Raw genomic sequence first — 21,837 nt, forward strand, 5'->3', positions numbered from 1 at the left:
TCTAATGAGTAAAAAAAGCGAGAATCTAGTATATTTGTTGGGCTCCATGTCTATTAAGACATGGAGCCTTTTTTTGCCAAATGTTATAAATCAATGATTATTATATTTTCTCGATGAGCACTAAATTGTTATTAAAATTGATTATAAAGGGGTTGCATAATAGCAAAAGTCTATTTGAATGGGAGAAGGTTAGGTTTAATAGATATAATAAAATCCATTGCAGACATATCAGGGAGATTTTGAATAAAAAGTCGAGCTGTTGAAATATCACTAAAAGATAAGGATTGAAGCTCATTTATAATTTCATAAGACAAGTGTTCTAACGAGTATTCAAGTAAAAAAAGATTAATTAATACATTATTTGTTTCGGGCATTTCTTTGGAAAAAAACCCTATGCAGAAGTTATTGTTGACGGGGCTAATAATTGCACTTTCAAAATTCATCTCTTTTAAAATTGGATTAGAAAAATCAATTGGTATAAGGTTTTCATTTCCTATCAAATTGCTCCCTCCAATAATCTCTAATATATACGATTAAACAATAACATAAGGAGTGATGTATTTATTCAACCACCTAAATAATTCATAATTTTGGCACAATATTGATTAAACTTACTAGTTACTATTGAATTATTTACAGTATTTATAAATGGTACGTTAAAGCGTACCACATAACATATTTTACTTTGTTAGGTTTTCTTTATATTCCAATATACGGGAGAAAGGAAACCATGGAAGTGATTGTTAAAATAAAAATAAAAGAACTAATCGATAAGAGGAATATTTCTTTAAGGGAACTATCTCGACTAACGGATATTAGGCATTCAGCTTTGAGTGAACTCGCAAATAATAAAAGACAGAATATAAATCTTGGGCATATTAAAAGAATAGCCGAATCCCTTAACATCAGAGATATTAGGGAAATTATTAATATTGAAATGAAAAAGGATAATTAAAAATGATTTCCATTAAGAGGTGTAAAATGGAACCAATTCACTATGATTCATTTGAAGTCATTCGATTTATTAATAATTTCGGGGATGAAGTTGAGGTGGAAATAATCAATTTTGGAAATGGTTACAGGGCATCAGCAAATATTTGTATGGATGAACACCCTTATATTGATTCCACGGGGATAGGTAAGGATATAAGAAACAAAAGTAAAGCATTGAAAAGGGCGCTTAATGAATTGTACCATCAGGTTTACCCTAAGAAATACTCTTAAAACCCAGAGAGTATAGGCAAATTTATTCTATTTCAGGGACAATACATAAAAAGAGATTAATGGATGATTCCTTATTGAATTGGGGATCATTTTTTTATTTTACTCACTCGAGTCTATCAAACGCTTTTTAACTTTTTTTTAACATCACCCCCAAAAAAGAAAGATATCTCTTAATTTAGTGGATTTTGTAGGTTACCAAACCACACAAAAGTCCAAAAAAGTGTAGATGTCTAAAATCATGGTATCTTTCTATTCAGCTATCGGCAAATCCGTACTATATCACTGGGTCTTTGCCTTTCTAAGCCTCAGACGAATCACCTTATTTCATCAGCATGGAATTATTCTGGCATTGAGCCGAAAGACAATAATGCAAATCCGGTGTTCACAATAATCGCAGAATGGAAGAGGAAATGTAAAAAGGAGAAATTAACCAAACTTTATATAATCCAATAATTCGCTTAAAATTAGCAAAGGATTGATAAAATGAGAATTTGTTTTGATGTAGAAGGCTTCCCTCCACGAAAGATTGGGGTACTTCCATATGGAGTGAAGAAAAGGGAGTAACAAAAATTTTAGCTTTAAGGGAAAAAGTTATTACTGAATTACATTATCAAGTATTGAGATTTTTAAGTGGAATCGGTATTAAATTTAATAGGTATTTTGCATCCTGAATAATTTCAACAAATAACAGTTGACGAAAGGTCGGCTGTAATTTCTGATTTAAGTAATATCACATTTAATTTGCTATGAATCCATGTAAAAATATGCTATTTTCTAAGTGATAGAACATAGAATGGATATTAGGAGATGAGTAGATTGCCCACGTTACAATTTAAAGGAAAATCTTTCGTTCAAAACCATCATTTTGGGGTCAAGTATCATCAGTTGATTCCGCATCAAATTAAAAGCTATACCGAAAAAGTAAGTTTGCATGATAATTTGATTGTCCATGGGGACAATCTGAAAGCCTTAAAAGCACTATTGCCAACCTATGCCGGCAAGGTGAAATGTATCTACATAGATCCCCCATACAATACGGGCAACGAGAAATGGGCTTACAACGATAACGTCAACTCTCCAATGATGAAGGACTGGCTTGGTGAGGTAGTTGATAAAGATGATTTATCTCGTCACGACAAATGGCTCTGCATGATGATGCCGAGATTAAAATTATTGCGTGAGCTTCTTCGAGAAGATGGGGCTATTTTTGTCAGCATAGATGACAACGAACAATCGAATTTAAAGCTACTAATGGATGAAGTGTTTGGTGAACGAAACTTTATTGCTTGTGTGGCCAACGTTAACAATCCAAAAGGACGTTCTGACGATAAGTTCATTGCAACAGCCCATGAGTACCTCTTAATCTATAAAAAGGATAAGGACCCAATTTTTCATGGCTGGGAACCTGGAGAAAATGTGTTACGGCGATATCGAAAAGAAGATGAACAAGGCTTGTATCGAGAAATTGATTTGCGGAAAACAGGAGACGAAGACAGACGCGAAAATCGACCGGACATGTTCTACTATTTTTACTTCAATGAAGAAACAGAAGATTTCTATGTATCAAAAGAGCAAGAAGAAAAAGAGGGTTACATTGAAATTGTTCCAATTCGTGCGGACGGATCGGAAGGACGCTGGCGCTGGGGATTTGAAACGGCTAAAGTAAAATTAGATACGCTGATTCCAAAATTCATGCCGAACCGCAAAATATGGGGCATCTTTGAGAAAGATTATCTAACAGATGATGAACGGATTCGACCAACTTCTGCTTGGACTAAGAAAGATTTTAATTCTGAGCGAGGAACGGAACAGTTTGTTGGATTGGGCTTTGAAAAAGAAGGATTTTTCAAGCCAAAACCGGTTGGTCTATTAAAACATATCATAGATTTTGCGACAAGAGAAGATGACATCATCTTGGACAGTTTCGCAGGAAGTGGGACAACCGCCCAAGCAGTGTTAGAATTGAACAAGGAAGATGGTGGAAATCGCCAATTTATTCTTGTGGAATTGGAAAATTATGCAGATGAAGTAACAGCCGAAAGAGTACGTAGACGAATCCAAGGTGTAAAAGATTCGGATATAGAGGATTATCAAACAGGAACTGGCGGTACATTTTCTTATTTCACGTTAGGCGAACCGATTGAGATGGAAGCGATCCTTCATGGGGAAAACCTTCCATTGTATGAAGACTTAGCAAGATATGTTTTCTTTACCTCCACGGGAGAAGAATTTGACCCTGGCAATATTGACCAAGAACGTAATTTCATCGGAGAATCGAGCGAATATGAGGTATACTTGTTCTATCGTCCAGACATAGAATACTTGAAGTCTACTTCTTTGAATCTGGAGACAGCAAAACAATTGGGAGATCCAAACGGAAAGAAGCGTCTTGTGTTTGCACCGATGAAATACCTAGACCAAGAGTATTTGCACGCTTACCAAATTGAATTTTCACAACTTCCGTTTGAAATCTACCGTATGAAGGATTGATTGACATGGAATTAAAAGACTATCAAAAAGAAGTATTAAAACAAGTCAAAACCTACTTGGAGAATCTTGCGGAACAAAAGGAAAAGTATGACCGCTTTGTCGAGATGGATCCAGAGTATGATTCGGATTTCACCAAAAAAGCCTGGGAGAAGGTAACCGAGAATGAATTTACATCGAAAAGGAATGGCATTGGGGAATACTTGCCAAATTTCTGTTTAAAAGTACCAACTGGTGGAGGGAAGACGATCCTTGCCACCAAAACCATAGATTATATCCAAAATCATTACACGAATGAAAAGAATGGATTTGTGTTATGGATTGTGCCGACGAATCAAATTTATCGTCAGACACTCGGAGCATTGCGTGACCGTGAGCATCCCTACCGTCAAGCATTAGACCTATCCAGTGGGGGGAGAACCCTCATTTTGGAAAGAACCGATCGGTTCACATCGCAGGACATAGAAGAAAATCTCTGTATTATGGTGTTAATGCTACCAGCTGCGAACCGTCAAAACAGAGAAACTTTAAAGATGTTTCAAGATGCGTCTGGTTTTGAGTCTTTTTTCCCGCCTGAAGACCAGCCGACGAAACATGAAGCGCTTGCCCAACGGATTCCTAATTTGGACGTATTTAAAGGGGAAGAAGGCTTTTTTGGAAAACAGATCAAAACTTCACTTGGAAACACGCTGCGAGTCTTAAAACCTATCATAGTTGTAGATGAGGGACAACGGGCGTATAGTGCTAGAGCGCAAGAGACAATTAGGGGCTTTAATCCACGAATTATTGTAGAATTATCGGCAACACCGCCAGAAGGCAGTAATATACTAGTGTCTGTTTCTGGTCAAGACTTGAACAAAGAAGAAATGATTAAACTGGACTTGCATGTCATCAATAAGGCAAGCACGGAGTGGAAGCATACGTTACTTTCTACTGTAGAAATGCGAAATCAATTGCAGCAAAAGGCAGAAGAATATGAGTCTCGAACAGGACGCTACATTCGTCCAATTGCGTTGGTGCAAGTCGAACGGACTGGTCGCACTCAGAGAGGACAAGGATATATTCACGCTGAAGATGCAAAAGATTATCTCATTCAAGAGTGCGGCATTTCACCTTATGAAATCGCCATTAAGTCAAGTGATACGGACGACATCGAGGGGATTGACCTGTTGAGCCGTGATTGTCCGATAAAGTATATTATTACAAAACAAGCCTTACAAGAAGGGTGGGACTGTCCATTTGCATATGTGTTAGCGGTCCTCACGAATTCATCGGCTGTAACAGCGATGACACAACTTGTTGGTCGAGTCTTACGTCAACCGTATGCAAAGAAAACAGGAGTTCCAGAGTTAGATGAAAGTTATGTTTACTGCTTCCAGCAAAGCTCCCAAAGAATTCTTGAAGGGATCCGAAATGGGCTTACAAACGAAGGAATGGGGGATTTAGCTGGAAGAGTAGTACAGAGCGAAGAACGTCCAGAATCTAAAACTGTTGAAGTGAAATACCGAGATAAATTTAAACATTTCGAAGGGAAAATCTACTTGCCACGTTTCGTCATTCAAGAAGAAGGCAGATGGCGGGAACTCTCGTATGAAATGGATATAGTTTCCCGTATAGACTGGTCAGAAGTCAATTTAGAGCCGGTAAAGAGCGTAACGCTCAACTCATCCATACGTAAAGAAGAACGCACCAAGGTCAATTTGAGTGAGGAAGAACAAGAAATACTAAAACGCACCGGATACGAAGAAAAGGCTGTGGGGCTAACGATTGACTATGTGTTCATTGCCAGACACTTAGTTTCAATTGTCCCTAATCCTTGGATAGCTTATGACATGGCAGAAAAAGTGATTACTGCATTCCGTGATAGAGGGTATGATGATAAGCTTATAGCCTCGAACCTGGTCTTTATAGTAGAAGAGTTGGAAAAACAAGTTCAGGCAGAGAAAGACCGAATTGCTGAAGGAATCTTCAGACAGCTAATTGAAGATAAAATCATGCACTTCTTCATTGAGGAGACTTCAGGATACAAATTGCCAACACGAATTAAGGTATCTGAAACGAAGCGTAGACTTACGCGTGACACCGGGGAACCCATCCAACTTTCCTTGTTTGAATATTTTCCAGAGGATGACTTCAACGAGATGGAAAAACTGGTTGCAGTTTATTTGGACAAGCAGGAGAAATTGCTATGGTGGTATCGAAACATGGCAAGGGTCAATTACTTTGTTCAAGGTTGGAAGAAAAACAAAATCTATCCAGATATCATCTTAGCGGAACAGCGAGAAGATTATGCGGAAGACTACTCCAAAGTCCATGTTGTAGAAATGAAAGGCTTGCACTTGAAAAATGAAGACACGAAATACAAAGAAGATGTATTCGCTTTATGTAACGATCTCGGAAAAAAAGTCTCATGGGATGAATTAGGACAAGAGTTTGAAGGGAATAAACCAATAGAATTCCAAGTCGTCTATGAAAATGAATGGAAACGACGATTTAACGAGATGTTCGTAAAAGAAAGTAGTAATTAAAGGATCAATAGGAGAAGGAGTTTTCCGATGTTTAGGTGATGAAAACGAAAATTCTAAAGAGGGGGGGAATAAAGAAAAGCCCCCTTAGCCTTAAGATATTAAAAAGGGTAACATAAGACCATAATAGACAGTTACATTAAAGATTAATAAAACCGTTGATATTAAGCTAATTAATTATCAATCATCCAACTACATTAACGGTGCTCTTTTTCTTGGTCACTAAGGGGTTACTTCCTCACTTAATCCCAAAGAAGTAGTGGCGGCACTTAAACAGCTGCAAGTGAGGTACATGCAGACGAAATTATGATTGTAACCATATGCCACTCACCGGTGGACAAGAGAAGGTCTTATGAATTAATTGCAGAGGAAGTTTTTAGCTGATCTCTTGCTAATTTTAACTGAATAACAACACGAAAAGGGTTGTCCATTGTGACAGCCCTTTTACTTATTCTATTTATTGGTGTTAGAATGATTATAATTTCTTCTAATTACTCCCTTTTTCTCTAAGTTTACTAGGATTCCTTTATTTTTAAATCTATTGTACGCAATTAATTTGTTCAAATCTTTTAGTGTCAGGTTGGCAGGATCTATAGCAACAGTATATCCTTTAATCTTGCTAAGTAGGGAAAGAGCGAATTCGATTTGCTTTTCTGTTAAGGAGTAATCTTCTTGATCGGCCGGCGTTACGGGTGCTGTATTTTTTTCAAGAGTGGCTGCATGTTCTTTTATTTTCGCCTCTACAAGTGCTTCTACTTCATCATGGCTGATGCTTTTTGGTTGATCGTTTTTAGTTTCTGTAGGGGTGAACAGTTTATTGAAAAGACCTTTAAGCATTTCTTCACGTCTCTTTCATTGTAATAATGTAAGGATTTGCTAACTCTTATTTTAGATTTTTGTCTGGAAATTACAATCCTTTTGGAGAAATTTGTTTGTTTTTTAGTGGGAAAACGTTAATTATGTAAATATTTAGGCAACCATCAAACCAAATGTAGTATAATGTAAGAAAATGCTAGAGTTGGAGCGGTTGCGATGGCGATTACTGTACCTGAAACGATTCGGAGCAGTGCGACAGCTGGGGAGCGGCTTGTATTCCGGACTTTGAAAACGTATTTGCCTGATGATTATATTGTGTATTTTGAGCCGGAAATCCATGGACGGAGGCCTGATTTTGTCATAATTGGGCCGGATTTGGGTTTGGTTGTTTTGGAAGTGAAGGATTACACGAAGAATACACTGTTCCGTTTGAACCCAGATGAGTGGCATATCCTTACGACTTCCGGGGACCAGGCGGTTATTAAAAGCCCGATTAAGCAGGCGCGCGACAATGTTTTTAAAGTCGTTGATGTATTGAAAAAAGACAAGAACCTCATTCACACGGAAGGTAAGTTTCGGTTCAATTTGAAGTTTCCGTACGGGTATGGGGTTGTTTTCACACGTCTTTATGCGAAGGATTTTGTCGAGGAGGGCCTCTATTCGGTTATTGAGCCGGAGCTTTGCCTGAACCGAGATGAGATCGATCCGGATAAGGAAGGGTTTTCCGAAGAAATTTTAATGGAAAAAATCATGAATATGTTTGTCGTGCCTTACCGATTGAAGGAGCCGCTCTCGAAAGAGGATATCGATGCGATCCGCTATCATCTTTTTCCTGAAGTGCGGATCAGTGCGGAGTTCAAAGCGCCAGTTCCATATCAGGATCAGCTGCTGTTATCGCTTCATGACATTAAGACGATGGACCTCCACCAGGAAAACCTGGCCAAGCAGCTCGGGGATAAAAATAGGCTAATTCGCGGTGTTGCCGGAAGCGGGAAGACGATTATTCTGGCAAGTCGGGCAAAAATGTTGTCAAAGCAGCATCCTGACTGGAAGATTCTTATCCTTTGCTATAATATCTCCCTGGCCAATTCTATACAGCAGATGATTACCCATATGCTGAACGAGCCGGAGAATTTGTTCGACTTTGATTTTACAGGCGGGGAAGTCACGAATGCGGTGAAGAACCATAATATTATTGTTCGGAATTTCCATGCCTGGCTGAAAAATAATCTGAAGATTAAAGAAGGGCAAATCCCGAATTTTATTGAGAAAATTAAGCGAAAAGAAGCAATACTTCCTACGTATGATGCCATTTTGATTGATGAAGGCCAGGACTTTGAAGCGGAATGGCTTAGTCTAGTTAGCTCACTCCTTAATGAGCAGACACAATCGCTGTTGCTGGTGGAAGACAGGGCGCAGGAAATTTACAAACGAAAACGCACGTATGTCCAGGATACGGGGCTCAGTTTCCAGGGAAGATCGAAAATCCTGTCCATTAACTACAGGAATACAGCACAAATTGTCAAGTTTGCCTGGGAATTTTACAGAAAGCATTCCATGCTTAAGAATAAAGTTGTGAATAGGGACCTTGAAGGGGAAATTATCGCCCCGCAAAGTACAAAAAGGAAAGGTCCGGAGCCGGGAATCATTCGGGCAACCAGCTTTTATGAGGAAATGAAGCTGGTTGCACGGCAGATGAAAAAGCTCCATGACGAACGTAAGATACCGTATCATGAAATGCTCGTCCTTTACAGAGTAAAGCGGAACTCGAAGTATCCATTCATTGATATTATTCAACGGTCACTGAAGGATGCCGGGTTGCCATATTTCTGGATAACCGAAAACGAGCAGTCGAAGCGTTCCTTTGAGAAAGAAGACGGCCGGATCAAGATAAGTACAATCGACAGCAGCAAAGGGCTCGACTTCCGGGCGGTATTCATCGTCAACACGGATTCCATGCCGTTCCCGTTAGAGGATGACCGGGAAAGGGAAGTATCGCTGCTTTACATCGGCATGACAAGGGCAAAGGAATTTTTGTGCCTTTCGTATTCAGGTGCTTCCGAGTTCACTCAATACTTGGATAATGTTTTACAGGAACGGACGAAACAAAAGAATGATAAATTTAACATAAAATAATTATGTAAACCTTGCCCGTACATTTGTATCGGGCTTTTTCTTTATTTTCGGGATAAAGCTAGAGAATGATTTAGTTTTTGCAGGTCAAATGTTTGAAAGCTTAATAAATGATGAGAGTACTAGCCATTCCTAATTATCTGCATGGGCGTACATCACCAGTTCCTCCTCCATCTCCAAAAAGTGCAGCCCGATGAATTTTTTGCTGAGGATTCCGTAGTAGTAAGCGATTGGGTTACGGATTGCGGTTCTTGATTTCAGTTTGCCAATCATTTGCTTGAATGCGTGGATGGCGATGTCGAGAACAGTGTCGGGTTCGTTGTCACGGTAGTTGGAATAGGCTGCTATGTTGGCCATCCTCCAGTATTCTTCGATTGTTTTTGAGTTCGGGAAGAAACAGTTCACGAGTTCTGTGAATTCCTGTGGGATTTTATCGTTTGTAAATGATTCATCCAGCTGTTTTTGTTCGGCTGGACGTTCTTTTATCTCTTGATTTTTTTGTTTTGAAAGATTGCTGGTTTCTGGGTGGTTCAGAATTTCGGGTTTGGGTGGTTCAATTGTTGTAAAGCGGTTAAAGACGTACAGATTGCTTGTTTGCGAGCCATTTTTGCGCTCGGTTTCGTGGATGGACAGGATGCCGATTTTCACGGCTTTTTGCGTCATGCGCTTGAATGTCGAGCGGGAAATTCCGTTTTCGCCGAGGTCTTCGTTGATTGCTTTTAATATGGTTCCAATTTTCGCATTGGAGACGCCTGGGACCTTGGCGCAGAAACGAACGAGGTGTTTTAGGCCTATCAATTCACTTTTTGTGAAATCGTGCTTGTGCTCCAGGAGCCATTGCTCGAAATGGTTATTAAATTCCTTCAGGCTGCTAAACTTCGAGTAGTGTGCGAACGATTCAATTTTCCCTGTTTTCAAGTTCATGTGGCTGCACCATCCCTTCAGCACTTATATAGGGAGGAAGCGGGGAAAAGGACATGGTGGTAGCTGTGAAGTCGTGACAGAATGGTGAACTGTGAATTTTTATAGTGGATATATAGGTTGAACTTAATAATTACACCCTTTATTTTGGGGAGCTGGTTGATTGGAGCTCTGGCATGTAGACTCCTCGAAAATCCTCAATTATGCTATCGCATAATTTTCGTGCGATGCAGATTCGAGGAAGCTTTCCTTGCGCTACCGCGTTTCCTTCGTGCGCGGGCAAATTCGATTGATGCCATTCAGTGTCCTGCGGGATTGAGCGGCAAGGGGAGACCCATGGAAAAGCGAAAGCGCCTTGGTCAGCCCCGACAAGCGCTGGAGGGCCTGAAGGAGAAGTCGCTCTTTGACTTCACCTGAAGGACCGAAGCGACCTCGAGGGGCTAGGCGCTGTAGCTCGACAAGCAGGAGCTTTGCTCCGAGGAGGCTCCACTGAAGCCCCGCGGAAAGCGAAATGCCCGGAGCGGAAATCAACCACCTCGTTCACATCTGGAACCCAATTTTTATATCAACCTATATAGCAATAAAGTTCCAAATGGGCATGTGAATCAACACGGGTGGTTTTTTTCCAAAAAAAGCCCTTAGAGCTCATTTGACGAAAGACAAGATTTCAAATTGTCTGGATAATTTCGAATGCGATGCAAAAGTTCGCGAAATCGTTTATACTAATGAAATGTGAATAGTAAAATCCGCTTTATGCGGTAGAGGTTCTAGCTACCCTCTTTAAAAAACTAAGGAAACAGTACTGCTTTCTTTAGCCGTGCTGTTTTTTTGTTGGAAGGAGAAAGGAAATGTTAAAGAGTGAAAAAGCGCTCGTTGTGTTTAGCGGGGGACAGGATAGTACGACCTGCCTGTTTTGGGCGATGGAGCAGTTTGGTGAGGTTGCCGCTGTAACGTTTGACTACAATCAACGGCATATTGCAGAAATAGAATGTGCGAAATCGATTGCGAAGGAACTTGGCATTGAGCATTATATCCTCGATATGAGCCTGCTGAATCAGCTGGCACCGAATGCGTTGACGAGGGACGATATCGAAGTGAAGGATGGGGAAGAGGGCGGCCTGCCTAATACGTTTGTGCCGGGCAGGAATTTGCTGTTCATGTCATTTGCCGGGGTGCTGGCGAGCCAGATTGGGGCGAAGCACATCGTTACAGGTGTGTGCGAAACGGATTTCAGCGGGTATCCCGACTGCCGCGATAGTTTTGTGAAGTCGCTTAACGTCACCCTTAATCTTTCGATGGATCAAAATTTCGTTATTCATACACCGCTCATGTGGCTTAATAAGGCGGAAGCATGGAAACTCGCGGATGAGCTTGGAGCGTTCGAGTTTGTTCGTGAGAAGACGCTTACGTGCTATAACGGAATTATCGCGGACGGGTGCGGCGAATGCCCTGCCTGTAAGCTGAGGAAAAAAGGGCTGGATGACTATCTGGCAGAACGGAATGGGATGTAATGATGTACGGATTCAGGATTGTCGATAAATTGCAGAAAATTGATGTGGATATTCGGCGTGACCAGTTGAAGTATCATTCGAAACGGGTGCTTGTCAGCAAGGAATTCACGTTTGATTCGGCTCATCATTTACATGATTATGAGGGCAAATGCAAAAACCTTCACGGCCACACGTACAAGGTTGTTTTCGGAATCAGCGGTTTTGTTGATCAGCGCGGGTTGATGATTGACTTCGGGGATATTAAGGACATTTGGAAAAATGAAATCGAAATCTTCCTTGATCATCGGTATTTGAATGAAACACTTCCGCCAATGAATACTACTGCTGAAAATATCGTCGTGTGGATTTATGAAAAGATGGCTGAATCGTTGAAGAATCGCGCGGATGTATATGATGGCGCCCGTGTAGAATTCGTTCGCCTCTTTGAAACTCCGACCAGCTATGCGGAAGCGAGAAGGGAGTGGATGGAGGTTGAGTAAGATACCCGTTATGGAAATATTCGGGCCGACCATCCAGGGTGAGGGAATGGTTATGGGCCGGAAAAGCATGTTCGTCCGGACTGCGGGGTGTGATTACAAGTGCTCCTGGTGTGACTCCGCTTTTACATGGGACGGGTCGGAGAAAGAAAACATTCGGATGATGGCACCTACGGAAGTCTTTCAAGAGCTGAGGGAACTTGGTGGAACTAACTTTGACCATGTAACGATTACGGGTGGAAACCCGGCTTTGATTGGCGAGGCGATGAAGGAGTTCATTGAGCTTCTTCATCAATCCAATATTGAAGTAGGATTGGAGACTCAGGGAAGCAAGTGGCAGGACTGGTTTTACCTTGTCAACGACTTAACGATTTCTCCTAAACCACCCAGCAGCGGGATGAAGCCGGATCTTGAGCTGTTGGATGATATCGTTGGTAAATTAAGTGCGTTTAAGTCGAATTTTTCACTTAAAATTGTTGTATTTGATGATGTCGATTTTGACTATGCGAAGATGTTAAATAACCGTTACATGAAGTATGCTGTTCCATTCTTCCTTTCAGTAGGAAATAACAATCCCGGGGAGGATGGGGATATTTCAAGCCGGCTGCTTCATTCGCTGGACTGGCTGTGGGGGAAGGTGCTGGACGATCCTGAAATGAACAATGTCCGTCCTTTGCCACAGCTGCATGCCTTGGTTTGGTCGAACAAGCGGGGGGTTTAAGGGATCGCGGGACGAAAGCAGGAGGCAAAGTGGCCTAATTGATGAGTACGACAGTAGGGGACTTTTAGGAATTATAGTCCAGCCAATAAAAAATAATAAAAATCCTAATTTCTCGTTATTGTAAACGAGAAATTAGGATAGTAATCGTTGAATTTTATAAAAAATTATCGCCAAACCTTAACCTCAGTACCGTCCTTAGCTTTAACATCTACTAGCACGATTCCCTTATGATTTTTCAGTTCCTTAACGATGGGCTTTAGCATTTTTTCTTCTATCAGTGGAAAGCTATAGTCCAGTTTTTTTGTTTCGAAATACTTTTTTGTCCATTTGCTTGCATGTTGATGAAAAAATTTTGAAGATAGAATTGAAATACCCATGTTTAAAATGGCAAATGGAATTGGTAGGGTGAACCGAACGCCTTCTGCTTTCACTTTTAAATGTAGCATAGAAAACCCACTATTCAATGATGACAGAAACGGTATCTCCGTTTGCCGACTTAACATCAAGAATTTGGCCATCCAATTCGTTTTCGATTGCTTCAATAATAAGGTTTATGTCAATTTCCTTTACGTATTTTTCTGATTGAGGAATACTCGCAGCGATGCTGTGTCCAGCCATTAATACTACCTTGATAAGTTTTATGGGCAGATTGGCCGTGATATTATCACCTTCAGCTGATAAAACACGGATTTTTAATGTTTTATCTAAATATTTCGTTGGTTTTTCTACTAGCGTACTTCCTGTTTCATCTTTCTCTTTTAATACTTGGATCAGTTCTGATCCCTGATCTGCATCAATTTTCCCTTCTTGAACCATTGTTAACACTCGTGAAATTTCCTCTTTCATGATAAATTCCTCCCTACTCATATTTTAAAAGCTTAATGGCTTCCTCTGCAGTGATTTCGCCATTTTCCAACATTGTGACGACCTTTTTCTCGTCTATTTCATTTTTCTTCTGCACATATCCAATGGATGAAATGATGTCTGTTAGCTTTCCACGAACTGTTGGATATGAAATCCCCAGTTCCTTTTCAACTTCTTTGATATTCCCTCTGCATGTTAAAAACACTTCTACAAAATGAAGTTGATCCTTCGATAATGATGCCAGCTTAGATAATTCAAACTCATTTTCAATCGTAGTGTGGCAATGAGAACACTGCAGCTTCGTAATCTTCATTGTTTGGCTGCAAACAGGGCAATTTGTGATTACTTTGTAGGCCATAATAAAATTCCTTTCCTTTATTTGACTTGATTATATATTAAGAATTGTAAACTGTAAATAAGAAAAATAAACATTTTTAATAAAAAACATTAAAATAATTAATTCCTGAATTAACATTATAGAATTTTTGGTTTTGTGAAACCAATTTTCTCAACATCATGAGATTGCTTGTCACGCATCTTTTTTTACGAGCATGTTCAACTACTAGGTAATCTTGTCGGTTATGGAGCGGAATTCAAATATGATGAAAGCGAACGGGGAGGAAGGGGAGGCAACCAGTGCATCACAACATAAACTGAGCATTTACAAAAAGTGAAGCAGGAGATCCGTCCCCTGCCTCACTTGAATGAAGCTAATTCGCCTTTTAATTCGGATATTCCAATCCGTCCCATGATTATGCGAAACGAACGCCTAAGAGACCGGTAACCAAACCGACCATTATTCCAACTAAACAAAGGATTAGCCAGATTTTTTTCTTTCGCTCATCGTTTAAGTAACACCAACCAACGATTCCTAAAAGAATTCCCTCAATTAAAAACCAAGGTTCGAAGAGAAGCATATCCCACAACACAAAAGCATGTTGAGTATAATTGAATGGAACTGAGTCGATTTCCACAACCCCAACAATCTGAAAAATTCGGTATACGATTCCATAGATTCCATGTGAAGCCGCAATTGAGCATCCAAACAAAGTAATAGGAAGCAACAACCACTTAAAAACAAATGGCTTTCTCAAATAAATAAACGCAATACCAAGAAATCCTGCTCCTGTAAGAAATACAGACGCCATTCCATTGATCAGTTTCCACTCCGGCATTTCAGAAATGGATGGCTTTAACAGCGACACTCCGATCGTGCCTCCCAAAGCCCAGTAGAGGTGTGGGATCATATAGAGAATTGACCAAATGAAAACTGCATATCCAGACCAGATCAAGGACCGTTTGTGTGGATGTCCTAATTTCCGATTAAGGAAATTTGTCTGTTAATTTTCGTATTCGCCATGGTATCCTCCAATCCTGCTATTTTTGTAACTGTATCTTTCGTATATCTTAACACTTTTAAATTTAAAGTTTTTGAATTTTATAAAAATTGCGGTCTTTTCTGTTGTTGAGAAATATTTATATGCTTGGAACGCATGAGGAAGGGGAGGGATCCAGTGCCTCATTAATTACTGAAGAAGGGGGACTTTCCATTTTATTGCACAACAAATGAAGCAGGAGATACGTCCCCTGCCTCATCCTTCTTTATTCGATATGTGTTACACGGACGCCGATGCTGCTGAGTTCTTCGAGGATTTGGTTGACGGTTTCTTTTGGCGTGTCCTTTGGGATGGAGAGATGGATTTGGCGGACGGCGCGGTTGCTGCCGAGTGTGAACATCGAGAGGATGCTCGTGTGTTTGCCGACGATTGCCGAGATGCGCTCGATTGCATGGTTTTGCTCGAACAGTCCGATCGTCAGTGAGATGCCATCGCTGTATGTATCCTCAAGGAGGTCCATGATTTGCGCGTGCGTCAGGATGCCGTCGAATTTCTCTTCCTCATCGACGATTGCGAGATATGGAAGCCGTTTGATGCTCTTAAAAATTTTCCTGAAGGAGTCGCCACCGCGAACAAAGCCATCCTGTTCCTTAATAATATTCAGGACACTGTCTTTTCTATCGCCTGAATATTCAAAAATATCGATTTTTTCGACATTCCCCAGAAACCGGTTTGTGCCGGACTCAATAACCGGTACCCTGCGGTAGCCAGTTTCATCCAGGAATGCAAGCGCCTCTTCAATCGTCGATTTTTCCGAAAGATTGCTAACCTCTTCCTTATCAATAACAAACTGCTGAATCTTCATGCCACTCCTCCTCAATTCCCATATGATTTCTCTTTCTCGGTATATATATTCTCCAACAATACGAAATTACCTCTTTTTTTACCAAACATTTGAAGGGCTGACCATTGGTGGGACGTATTTTTATAAAATTGAAAACAACTTTAATCGACAACAAGGTAGGTGAACGTGTTCTTTCTTGTCAATCGATTTTTTTATACTCGATTAAGAACAGACATACTTCGACTGCCGTACTATCTATAATGAGTGTTAATAGGAATTTCTTCATATTTCGCTCTGGAAGGCTGCTAGTGTTGCATCATTTTGCATGGTTTCGAAGAAGAATTTTTGTAAGGACGGTCTTTTTTAAAATAAGGCATTTTGTAAGAGGAGGCAGGTGCCATGCTGCTTTAATTGGAGGTGCAGCGATTCCGGTTAAACGATAGTGGAATTATTAGGAAGAAAGAAAGGTATATAGTCTTAGATGGAAAACAGGACATCTAGTGCCTACGACTCTTACATAATTTTACATGTTCGTGGTACATTCGGATTATTCTGACAATTAAAACGTTGGAAAGCCGAGACCATTTGAGGGGGGTGGTTATTTTTTAACAGATAAGGGGTTTGGCAGGTTAAAAACGAGAGATTATTAGAAGAGGAGAGTCCTAATGCGAAGAATGAAAAAGAGTTTTAGTTTATTGCTTATTTTTCTACTTTCATTTTCCAGCTTTGCGTATGCGGCACCACAAAATGGCTCCGAAGAAGTCCCTGCATTGGCGGCAGTGCAGAGTGAGGAAGAGTCCGTCACGCCGACGGATGGAAATGAACCCGCTTTTTCTGATGATGAAAAGGTAAGGGTCGTTGTCGAACTCAAGGAAGAATCCGCGATTGAGTATGCGACCAAAAAGGGAGTTAAGTTTTCAAGTCTCTCAAATGAAGACAAAAAAGCATTGAATACCAAAGCTGCCAATGCGCAGCAAAAAGTGAAACAGAAACTTGCCGATAAAAAGGTTAAGATGAATTATAAAAATAATTTTACTACCGTAATGAACGGCTTTAGCGGCGAGGTTACATACGGTGAGATTAAGGAGATTGAAAGCCTGCCTGAAGTCAATAAGGTTTACCTGGCCAATGAATATGAGCGGCCGGTTGTCGAGCCTGACATGACGACAAGCCATGAGTTCATCCAGTCGTACAGCGCTTGGGCGGACGGCAAGTACAAGGGCGAAGGCATGGTCGTCGCAATCATTGACTCCGGAATCGATCCATCCCACCGCGATATGATTTTGAGCAAAGGGAACAAAGCCGACCTGACACTTTCAAAAGTAAATGCGGCAATTGCCGAGCATAAGCTTCCGGGCAAGTTCTTCTCGGATAAAGTCCCTTACGGCTACAACTATTTCGACAAGAACCAGGAAATCCGGGATTTGGTGCCTGGCGGTTCCAACCATGGTATGCACGTTGGGGGAACAGTTGCTGCAAACGGCAATCCTGACAATGGTGGCGTAAAAGGTGTCGCTCCTGAAGCCCAGCTTCTTGCAATGAAGGTTTTCAGTAACGACCCGAACTATGCTTCCACTTTCTCCGATATTTATATTGTCGCGATTGATGAAGCAATCAAACTTGGTGCTGATGTATTGAATATGAGCCTTGGCTCGGTCGCATCGTTCTATTCTGATAATGATCCTGCCAACCTGGCGATCACGCGGGCTGTTGATAACGGAATTGTCTGCTCTGTATCCGCAGGAAACTCCCGCCACATCGGCCGCGGCTACAAGACGCCATTTGCCGAAAATCCGGATATCGGTGTTGTCGGCGCACCTGGACTGTCGTACAATTCGATTCAGGTTGCGGCTTCTGGAAATAAGCAGACTTGGTATGACTACTCGCTTTCTTTGTCTGGAAATGCACTAAACGGAGTTGCCTATTCCGGAGATGACTGGATGAAGAAACCTGGCAACAAGGAATATGATTTGGTATCCCTTGGCAACAAACCTGGAGCTCCAGCCGATTATGCGGGGCTTGATGTAAAAGGAAAAATTGTTGTCGCAATGCGCGGCGGCACGCCTGGTCCGTTCATCGATAAAGCGGCTGAGGCTGCAAGGCAGGGCGCTGCCGGAATCATTGTTATCGATTTAGGTCAAGGCGGAACTATTTTTAGAGACCTTGGCGGTTTTGATGTTCCAATCATGCTCGTTACGAAACCGACAGGAGATCAGCTGAACCAGCTGTACAACGCTGGCAATACGAAGCTGACATTCTCTCTTGCCAATTCGCAGGTAGCTCCGCAAAATGGACGTCCAACAGAATTCTCGTCCTGGGGAACAACGCCAAGCCTTGACATCAAGCCTGAAATCATGGCACCTGGCGGAAACATTTACTCAACTCTAAATGACAACAAATATGGCTTGATGAGCGGTACTTCGATGGCAGCTCCACACGTTGCTGGCGGATCAGCGCTTGTCATGGAGTACATTAAGAAGAGCCCGCTTTACAAAAATCTTCCGCTTAGCCAGCAAACACGCCTTGCGAAGGTTCTCTTGATGAACACGGCGAAGCTTGCAATCGGCACGAATGACCAGCCATATTCTCCACGCCTCCAGGGTGCGGGAATGATGCAGATCCACAATGCCACTTTGACTCCAGTCCGAGTTGTCAACCCGGCAACGAATGAAGCGAAAGTGGAGCTGAGGGATTTTACAAGCAAGATTGTTGATTTCAAGGTAAAAGCAATCAACGATTCGAAGAGTGCTGTAACTTATAATGTGAATGTCGATGTCTTGACTGACGCAATTCAGCGCACAGCAGCCGGCGACGTCAACTGGTCTGCTGCAGTGGCAGCCACAGGAGACCCGCATTTGAGAGGCGCAGAACCAATGCCTGGAGCGAATGTAACCGCACCGGCAACGGTAACAGTTCCAGCAGGCGGAAGCGTTGAAATTCCTGTCACAATTGACATTACAAATGCTAAAATTCCAGGCTACACCGCTACAGGAGCGAAGACAACCTTCGACCTGAAGGAAGATATTTTCGTTGAAGGCTTCGTTCGCCTGACGGATGTGAATGGCAAAAACGTCAACCTTGGCGTTCCGTATGTCGGTTTCTACGGCGAGTGGGACCGTCCAAGCATCCTTGATGGAATGCGCAATATCGACAGCAAATTCTACTTTACGGATGGAGCTGGTGGGGCTCCGGTAGCGGGAATGATTGATAACCGTACAACTTATATTGGTTGGGACCCGCTAACGGGATATGCGGATGCTATGAGCAAGTTCGCTCTTTCTCCGAATGGCGACGGCCAGTTTGATACGATTGTGCCGATTATGAGCTTCTTGCGTAATGCTGTTGACATGCAGTTCAATATTCTGGATGAAAACGGCAATAAGATTCGCACACTCCGGAATGAGTCGTATGTCCGGAAGCATTATGGAAGCTTGGTTACTCGTTATTCTTACTCCACAGCACGTGCATGGGATGGAAAAATCAACGGTTCTTTAGCAGAAGATGGTAAGTATTTCTACGAAATCAAAGCACGTGTCGACATGCAGCACAGGGAAGCAAAGTGGCAAACAAAGAGGATTCCGTTTGTCCTTGATACGACAAAGCCAGTCGTTCTGGGTGCTGTCTACAATGCAGCTAAAAAGCAGCTGACATGGGAAGCAACGGACGGTAATGGAATCGGGCTTTCTCATATCAATGTAATGGTCAATGGCAAGAGTGTGTTGCCAGCCAATACGCTGATCTTGCCAACAGCAAAATCCTATAGCCTAGCAAATGTTGAGGTGCCTGCAGGGGCGAAGGTTGAAGTTGTAGCCCATGACTATGCCAACAACATCACTGTCCAGGAAGCTAAAATCCAGGAAAGCGGCGATACAACGCCTCCTGTAATTTATCTTACAACTCCTGGAAACGCCTCGATTTATACGACCAGGACGATTCCTGTAAGCGGTTATGTCACTGACGATACAGCCGTTAAAGAAGTCTTTGTGGATGGCAATGCAGTTGCCATTACAAAGGTAGGGGATCAGTATCGCTTCTCTACTAACGTAACGGTTGAGAACGATGGCGTACATGAATTTACAATTAAGGCTGTTGATACAGCCGGCAATGAAATGCAAATCGTAAGGCGTCCGGTATTCGTCGATACGACTGCGGCTACAGTGGAGGTCAAAGCACCTGAAACTGTTGATTTGAGTGTCAATAAGGCGAACCTTGAGATTACCGTGAAGGATAATTTCGACTCGATCCGCATGTACGTGAACGACGATGAAGTGCTGTTCAACTCCGGCCCTAGCTCGTATACTGTGGCGGTTCCTTACGAAAAAACAATCAACCACGAGGTAAGCCTGAGAGAAGGCAACAATACTTTCACGATTCGCGCGGTTGACTTGTCCGGCCAAACGACGACAAAGACCGTAACGATTAAACGTGAGGCGAAGGCGGAAGAACCAAAGYCTGAACCAGTTCCAGCACCGGAAATCACGTCTTTTAGCGTCACTCCGAACACGGATGTCAGCCACAAGACACCGGTTTCCATCAAAGCTGAGGCTAGCGAGTCCATCAAATGGTCTGTCAAGATCGTCCAGCCGAGCGGCTCAGCAATCAACCTGAAGGAACAGACAGGAAAAGCGTACAATGAGACGTACACTCCTGCCGCAAACGCTGCAAAAGGAACGTACAAAGTCATCTTCAGCGGCGTCAATGACAAAGGCGTCCAAGTCGCCGAAAAGCAGGCTTCGTTCACAATCGGTAAGAAATAAAGTAATTTAACCAAGGTGCCTGGCTCCCGTTAACAATAAGGGGCCAGGCACCTTTTTTTAGGGCCAGCAAAAAAGATAGGAAATTTGAGAAGCCAAGGGGACGGTTCCGGTGGCTCACAAGGGCACCCAAAAAGAAATTTGAGAGCCAATGAAGGAGATTCTGTCGAAATATGGAATAAAACAAGAGGAGTGAAAAAAAAGTAACAGAAGAACGAATGGATGGGGCGGGAGAAGATGGGATCAAGAATCATGCATTCAATTATTGGGAATAAAATTGCGGAGATTTTATCAATCCAAGATAGAACTTCATTTTTGTTGGGCAGCATTGCACCGGATGCTGTTTTTTCGGTTGAAGAGAAAAATGCATCGCATTTCTTTGTGGGTGATGTTAAGGATTTTTCAAGACGGGTGAATTATGGGGGGTTTTTACAGAAATATCGTTTGCATATAGAAGACAATAATGATTACATATTGGGCTATTATACACATTTAATTGCAGATGACATATGGTTAAGAGGCTTTTACCAATCCTGGTTGAAGAATCGAATGGATGCCGATGAAGGGTTTTATGAGTACTACCATAATGATTTCCGGATGCTGAATGGCAAACTGCTGGAACACTATGGTTGTAAGGATGAGCTGAAACGAACGTTCAATCACTTTCCAGCAATTTTGGACCTGGAAGAGGTTAAGGCTCAGGACGTCGAAAAATTTGTACCCTATGTTTTGGGTGATATGGAGTATGGCGACGACGTACTAAATGGAAAACTGAATGTTTTTACGCTTGATCAGATTGTTGGTTATATTGAGACTGCGGTTCAATTGTCCGTACTGAAATTGAATGGGCAACTTGTTTAATTTTTCCCAAAAAGGGGCTTCCAAGGGAACTCGATTCTTTAATCGGGTTCCCTTTTTTTAAAAAAGTTAACTGGATTTTTGCCAGAGGACATACGTAAAAACGATAGTGATTATGGCGATTGCTAGAGCGGAGCCTAAATAAATCAATACTCCGATTCCCTGGCTGAATCCATCCGATGCAGTATTGAACCACCAGATGCTTCCTGTTCCCAGGAGTATGATATTGATCATTATTGCTTTAAATGCTGCTGTAATGGGGTGTTTGTTGTTTTTTAACTCGTTTCGGCTAAATAGAAGAGCGGCCGAGAGTGAAATCACGATCAGGCCATAGAAAATTAGTGCTTCCATAGTTCACCTCCGAAG

The 21,837-nt window shown here is 41.8% G+C and carries 20 protein-coding genes and 1 riboswitch; of the genes, 10 read left to right on the plus strand and 10 right to left on the minus strand.

Going from position 1 to position 21,837, the window contains the following annotated elements:
* Positions 1 to 170: 170 nt before the first annotated feature.
* Positions 171 to 500, minus strand: a complete 330-nt coding sequence (locus ADU24_RS10230) for a hypothetical protein (RefSeq protein ID WP_053366534.1) — start codon at positions 498 to 500, stop codon at positions 171 to 173.
* A gap of 230 nt (positions 501 to 730) precedes the next feature.
* Here ADU24_RS10230 and ADU24_RS10235 point away from each other — a divergent pair, with 230 nt between their 5' ends.
* From ADU24_RS10235 to ADU24_RS10250, 4 genes are all read left to right on the plus strand, one after another.
* A complete protein-coding gene (locus ADU24_RS10235) occupies positions 731 to 955 on the plus strand; it encodes a helix-turn-helix domain-containing protein (protein ID WP_053366535.1) in 225 nt (74 codons plus the stop codon).
* Positions 956 to 981: 26 nt separating this feature from the next.
* Positions 982 to 1,224 (plus strand): hypothetical protein, encoded by a 243-nt coding sequence (locus tag ADU24_RS10240; RefSeq protein WP_053366536.1) that lies wholly within the window; start codon positions 982 to 984, stop codon positions 1,222 to 1,224.
* A gap of 816 nt (positions 1,225 to 2,040) precedes the next feature.
* A complete protein-coding gene (locus ADU24_RS10245) occupies positions 2,041 to 3,714 on the plus strand; it encodes a site-specific DNA-methyltransferase (RefSeq protein WP_053366537.1) in 1,674 nt (557 codons plus the stop codon).
* A 5-nt stretch (positions 3,715 to 3,719) separates the two neighbouring features.
* Complete coding sequence (locus ADU24_RS10250; RefSeq protein ID WP_053366538.1) at positions 3,720 to 6,239, plus strand: DEAD/DEAH box helicase; 2,520 nt, start codon at positions 3,720 to 3,722, stop codon at positions 6,237 to 6,239.
* A 450-nt stretch (positions 6,240 to 6,689) separates the two neighbouring features.
* Here the strand turns inward: ADU24_RS10250 and ADU24_RS10255 are convergent, their stop codons facing one another.
* On the minus strand, positions 6,690 to 7,073 hold the full coding sequence (locus tag ADU24_RS10255) for a hypothetical protein (protein ID WP_053366539.1): 384 nt from the start codon (positions 7,071 to 7,073) through the stop codon (positions 6,690 to 6,692).
* Positions 7,074 to 7,268: 195 nt separating this feature from the next.
* Between ADU24_RS10255 and ADU24_RS10260 the strand changes: the two genes are divergently transcribed.
* Entirely contained in the window at positions 7,269 to 9,188 is a 1,920-nt protein-coding gene (locus tag ADU24_RS10260) for a 3'-5' exonuclease (RefSeq protein WP_053366540.1), read from the plus strand.
* Between the two features lie 129 nt (positions 9,189 to 9,317).
* Here the strand turns inward: ADU24_RS10260 and ADU24_RS10265 are convergent, their stop codons facing one another.
* Positions 9,318 to 10,109, minus strand: a complete 792-nt coding sequence (locus ADU24_RS10265; RefSeq protein ID WP_053366541.1) for a hypothetical protein — start codon at positions 10,107 to 10,109, stop codon at positions 9,318 to 9,320.
* A 252-nt stretch (positions 10,110 to 10,361) separates the two neighbouring features.
* Entirely contained in the window at positions 10,362 to 10,637 is a 276-nt protein-coding gene (locus tag ADU24_RS10270) for a hypothetical protein (protein ID WP_053366542.1), read from the minus strand.
* A gap of 224 nt (positions 10,638 to 10,861) precedes the next feature.
* Positions 10,862 to 10,904, plus strand: a riboswitch (PreQ1 riboswitch).
* Positions 10,905 to 10,954: 50 nt separating this feature from the next.
* Between ADU24_RS10270 and queC the strand changes: the two genes are divergently transcribed.
* From queC to queE, 3 genes are read left to right on the plus strand one after another with little or no spacing between them, the layout of a single operon-like run.
* A complete protein-coding gene (gene queC, locus ADU24_RS10275) occupies positions 10,955 to 11,617 on the plus strand; it encodes a 7-cyano-7-deazaguanine synthase QueC (protein WP_053366543.1) in 663 nt (220 codons plus the stop codon).
* Positions 11,618 to 11,619: 2 nt separating this feature from the next.
* Complete coding sequence (gene queD, locus ADU24_RS10280; protein WP_082307048.1) at positions 11,620 to 12,096, plus strand: 6-carboxytetrahydropterin synthase QueD; 477 nt, start codon at positions 11,620 to 11,622, stop codon at positions 12,094 to 12,096.
* Positions 12,089 to 12,814 carry a 7-carboxy-7-deazaguanine synthase QueE gene (gene queE, locus ADU24_RS10285; RefSeq protein ID WP_053366545.1) on the plus strand — a complete coding sequence of 242 codons (726 nt, stop codon included), beginning with the start codon at positions 12,089 to 12,091 and terminating at the stop codon, positions 12,812 to 12,814. The genes queD and queE overlap by 8 nt, the downstream gene beginning before the upstream one ends.
* Positions 12,815 to 12,978: 164 nt before the next feature.
* Here queE and ADU24_RS10290 read toward each other — a convergent pair whose 3' ends face one another.
* The 5 genes from ADU24_RS10290 to ADU24_RS10310 all read right to left on the minus strand — a co-directional run bounded on the left by ADU24_RS10290 (position 12,979) and on the right by ADU24_RS10310 (position 15,880).
* On the minus strand, positions 12,979 to 13,260 hold the full coding sequence (locus ADU24_RS10290) for a hypothetical protein (RefSeq protein ID WP_053366546.1): 282 nt from the start codon (positions 13,258 to 13,260) through the stop codon (positions 12,979 to 12,981).
* Between the two features lie 10 nt (positions 13,261 to 13,270).
* On the minus strand, positions 13,271 to 13,660 hold the full coding sequence (locus tag ADU24_RS10295) for an SHOCT-like domain-containing protein (RefSeq protein ID WP_053366547.1): 390 nt from the start codon (positions 13,658 to 13,660) through the stop codon (positions 13,271 to 13,273).
* Positions 13,661 to 13,673: 13 nt separating this feature from the next.
* Positions 13,674 to 14,036 carry a DUF2089 domain-containing protein gene (locus ADU24_RS10300; RefSeq protein WP_053366548.1) on the minus strand — a complete coding sequence of 121 codons (363 nt, stop codon included), beginning with the start codon at positions 14,034 to 14,036 and terminating at the stop codon, positions 13,674 to 13,676.
* Between the two features lie 394 nt (positions 14,037 to 14,430).
* Positions 14,431 to 14,925, minus strand: a complete 495-nt coding sequence (locus ADU24_RS10305) for a DUF3995 domain-containing protein (protein ID WP_082306876.1) — start codon at positions 14,923 to 14,925, stop codon at positions 14,431 to 14,433.
* 355 nt (positions 14,926 to 15,280) lie between these two features.
* On the minus strand, positions 15,281 to 15,880 hold the full coding sequence (locus ADU24_RS10310; protein ID WP_053366550.1) for a CBS domain-containing protein: 600 nt from the start codon (positions 15,878 to 15,880) through the stop codon (positions 15,281 to 15,283).
* A 644-nt stretch (positions 15,881 to 16,524) separates the two neighbouring features.
* Here ADU24_RS10310 and ADU24_RS10315 point away from each other — a divergent pair.
* Positions 16,525 to 20,616, plus strand: a complete 4,092-nt coding sequence (locus ADU24_RS10315) for a S8 family serine peptidase (RefSeq protein ID WP_053366551.1) — start codon at positions 16,525 to 16,527, stop codon at positions 20,614 to 20,616.
* Between the two features lie 234 nt (positions 20,617 to 20,850).
* Entirely contained in the window at positions 20,851 to 21,474 is a 624-nt protein-coding gene (locus ADU24_RS10320) for a zinc dependent phospholipase C family protein (RefSeq protein WP_053366552.1), read from the plus strand.
* Positions 21,475 to 21,540: 66 nt separating this feature from the next.
* On the opposite strand, the gene ADU24_RS10325 is transcribed toward ADU24_RS10320, so the two are convergent.
* Complete coding sequence (locus tag ADU24_RS10325) at positions 21,541 to 21,822, minus strand: hypothetical protein (RefSeq protein WP_053366553.1); 282 nt, start codon at positions 21,820 to 21,822, stop codon at positions 21,541 to 21,543.
* Positions 21,823 to 21,837 lie beyond the last annotated feature (15 nt).

It is taken from the genome of Bacillus sp. FJAT-27245 (assembly GCF_001273955.1).
GTDB lineage: Bacteria > Bacillota > Bacilli > Bacillales > Cytobacillaceae > Bacillus_D.

Excerpts from the sequence above, each read along its gene's own strand:
- ADU24_RS10235 (WP_053366535.1), top strand. The coding sequence starts at position 731 with ATGGAAGTGATTGTTAAAATAAAAATAAAAGAACTAATCGATAAGAGG.
- ADU24_RS10240 (WP_053366536.1), top strand. The coding sequence starts at position 982 with ATGGAACCAATTCACTATGATTCATTTGAAGTCATTCGATTTATTAAT.
- ADU24_RS10250 (WP_053366538.1), top strand. The coding sequence starts at position 3,720 with ATGGAATTAAAAGACTATCAAAAAGAAGTATTAAAACAAGTCAAAACC.
- ADU24_RS10255 (WP_053366539.1), bottom strand. The coding sequence starts at position 7,073 with ATGCTTAAAGGTCTTTTCAATAAACTGTTCACCCCTACAGAAACTAAA.
- ADU24_RS10260 (WP_053366540.1), top strand. The coding sequence starts at position 7,269 with ATGGCGATTACTGTACCTGAAACGATTCGGAGCAGTGCGACAGCTGGG.
- ADU24_RS10265 (WP_053366541.1), bottom strand. The coding sequence starts at position 10,109 with ATGAACTTGAAAACAGGGAAAATTGAATCGTTCGCACACTACTCGAAG.
- queC (WP_053366543.1), top strand. The coding sequence starts at position 10,955 with ATGTTAAAGAGTGAAAAAGCGCTCGTTGTGTTTAGCGGGGGACAGGAT.
- queD (WP_082307048.1), top strand. The coding sequence starts at position 11,620 with ATGTACGGATTCAGGATTGTCGATAAATTGCAGAAAATTGATGTGGAT.
- ADU24_RS10290 (WP_053366546.1), bottom strand. The coding sequence starts at position 13,260 with ATGCTACATTTAAAAGTGAAAGCAGAAGGCGTTCGGTTCACCCTACCA.
- ADU24_RS10295 (WP_053366547.1), bottom strand. The coding sequence starts at position 13,660 with ATGAAAGAGGAAATTTCACGAGTGTTAACAATGGTTCAAGAAGGGAAA.
- ADU24_RS10300 (WP_053366548.1), bottom strand. The coding sequence starts at position 14,036 with ATGGCCTACAAAGTAATCACAAATTGCCCTGTTTGCAGCCAAACAATG.
- ADU24_RS10305 (WP_082306876.1), bottom strand. The coding sequence starts at position 14,925 with ATGATCCCACACCTCTACTGGGCTTTGGGAGGCACGATCGGAGTGTCG.
- ADU24_RS10310 (WP_053366550.1), bottom strand. The coding sequence starts at position 15,880 with ATGAAGATTCAGCAGTTTGTTATTGATAAGGAAGAGGTTAGCAATCTT.
- ADU24_RS10320 (WP_053366552.1), top strand. The coding sequence starts at position 20,851 with ATGGGATCAAGAATCATGCATTCAATTATTGGGAATAAAATTGCGGAG.
- ADU24_RS10325 (WP_053366553.1), bottom strand. The coding sequence starts at position 21,822 with ATGGAAGCACTAATTTTCTATGGCCTGATCGTGATTTCACTCTCGGCC.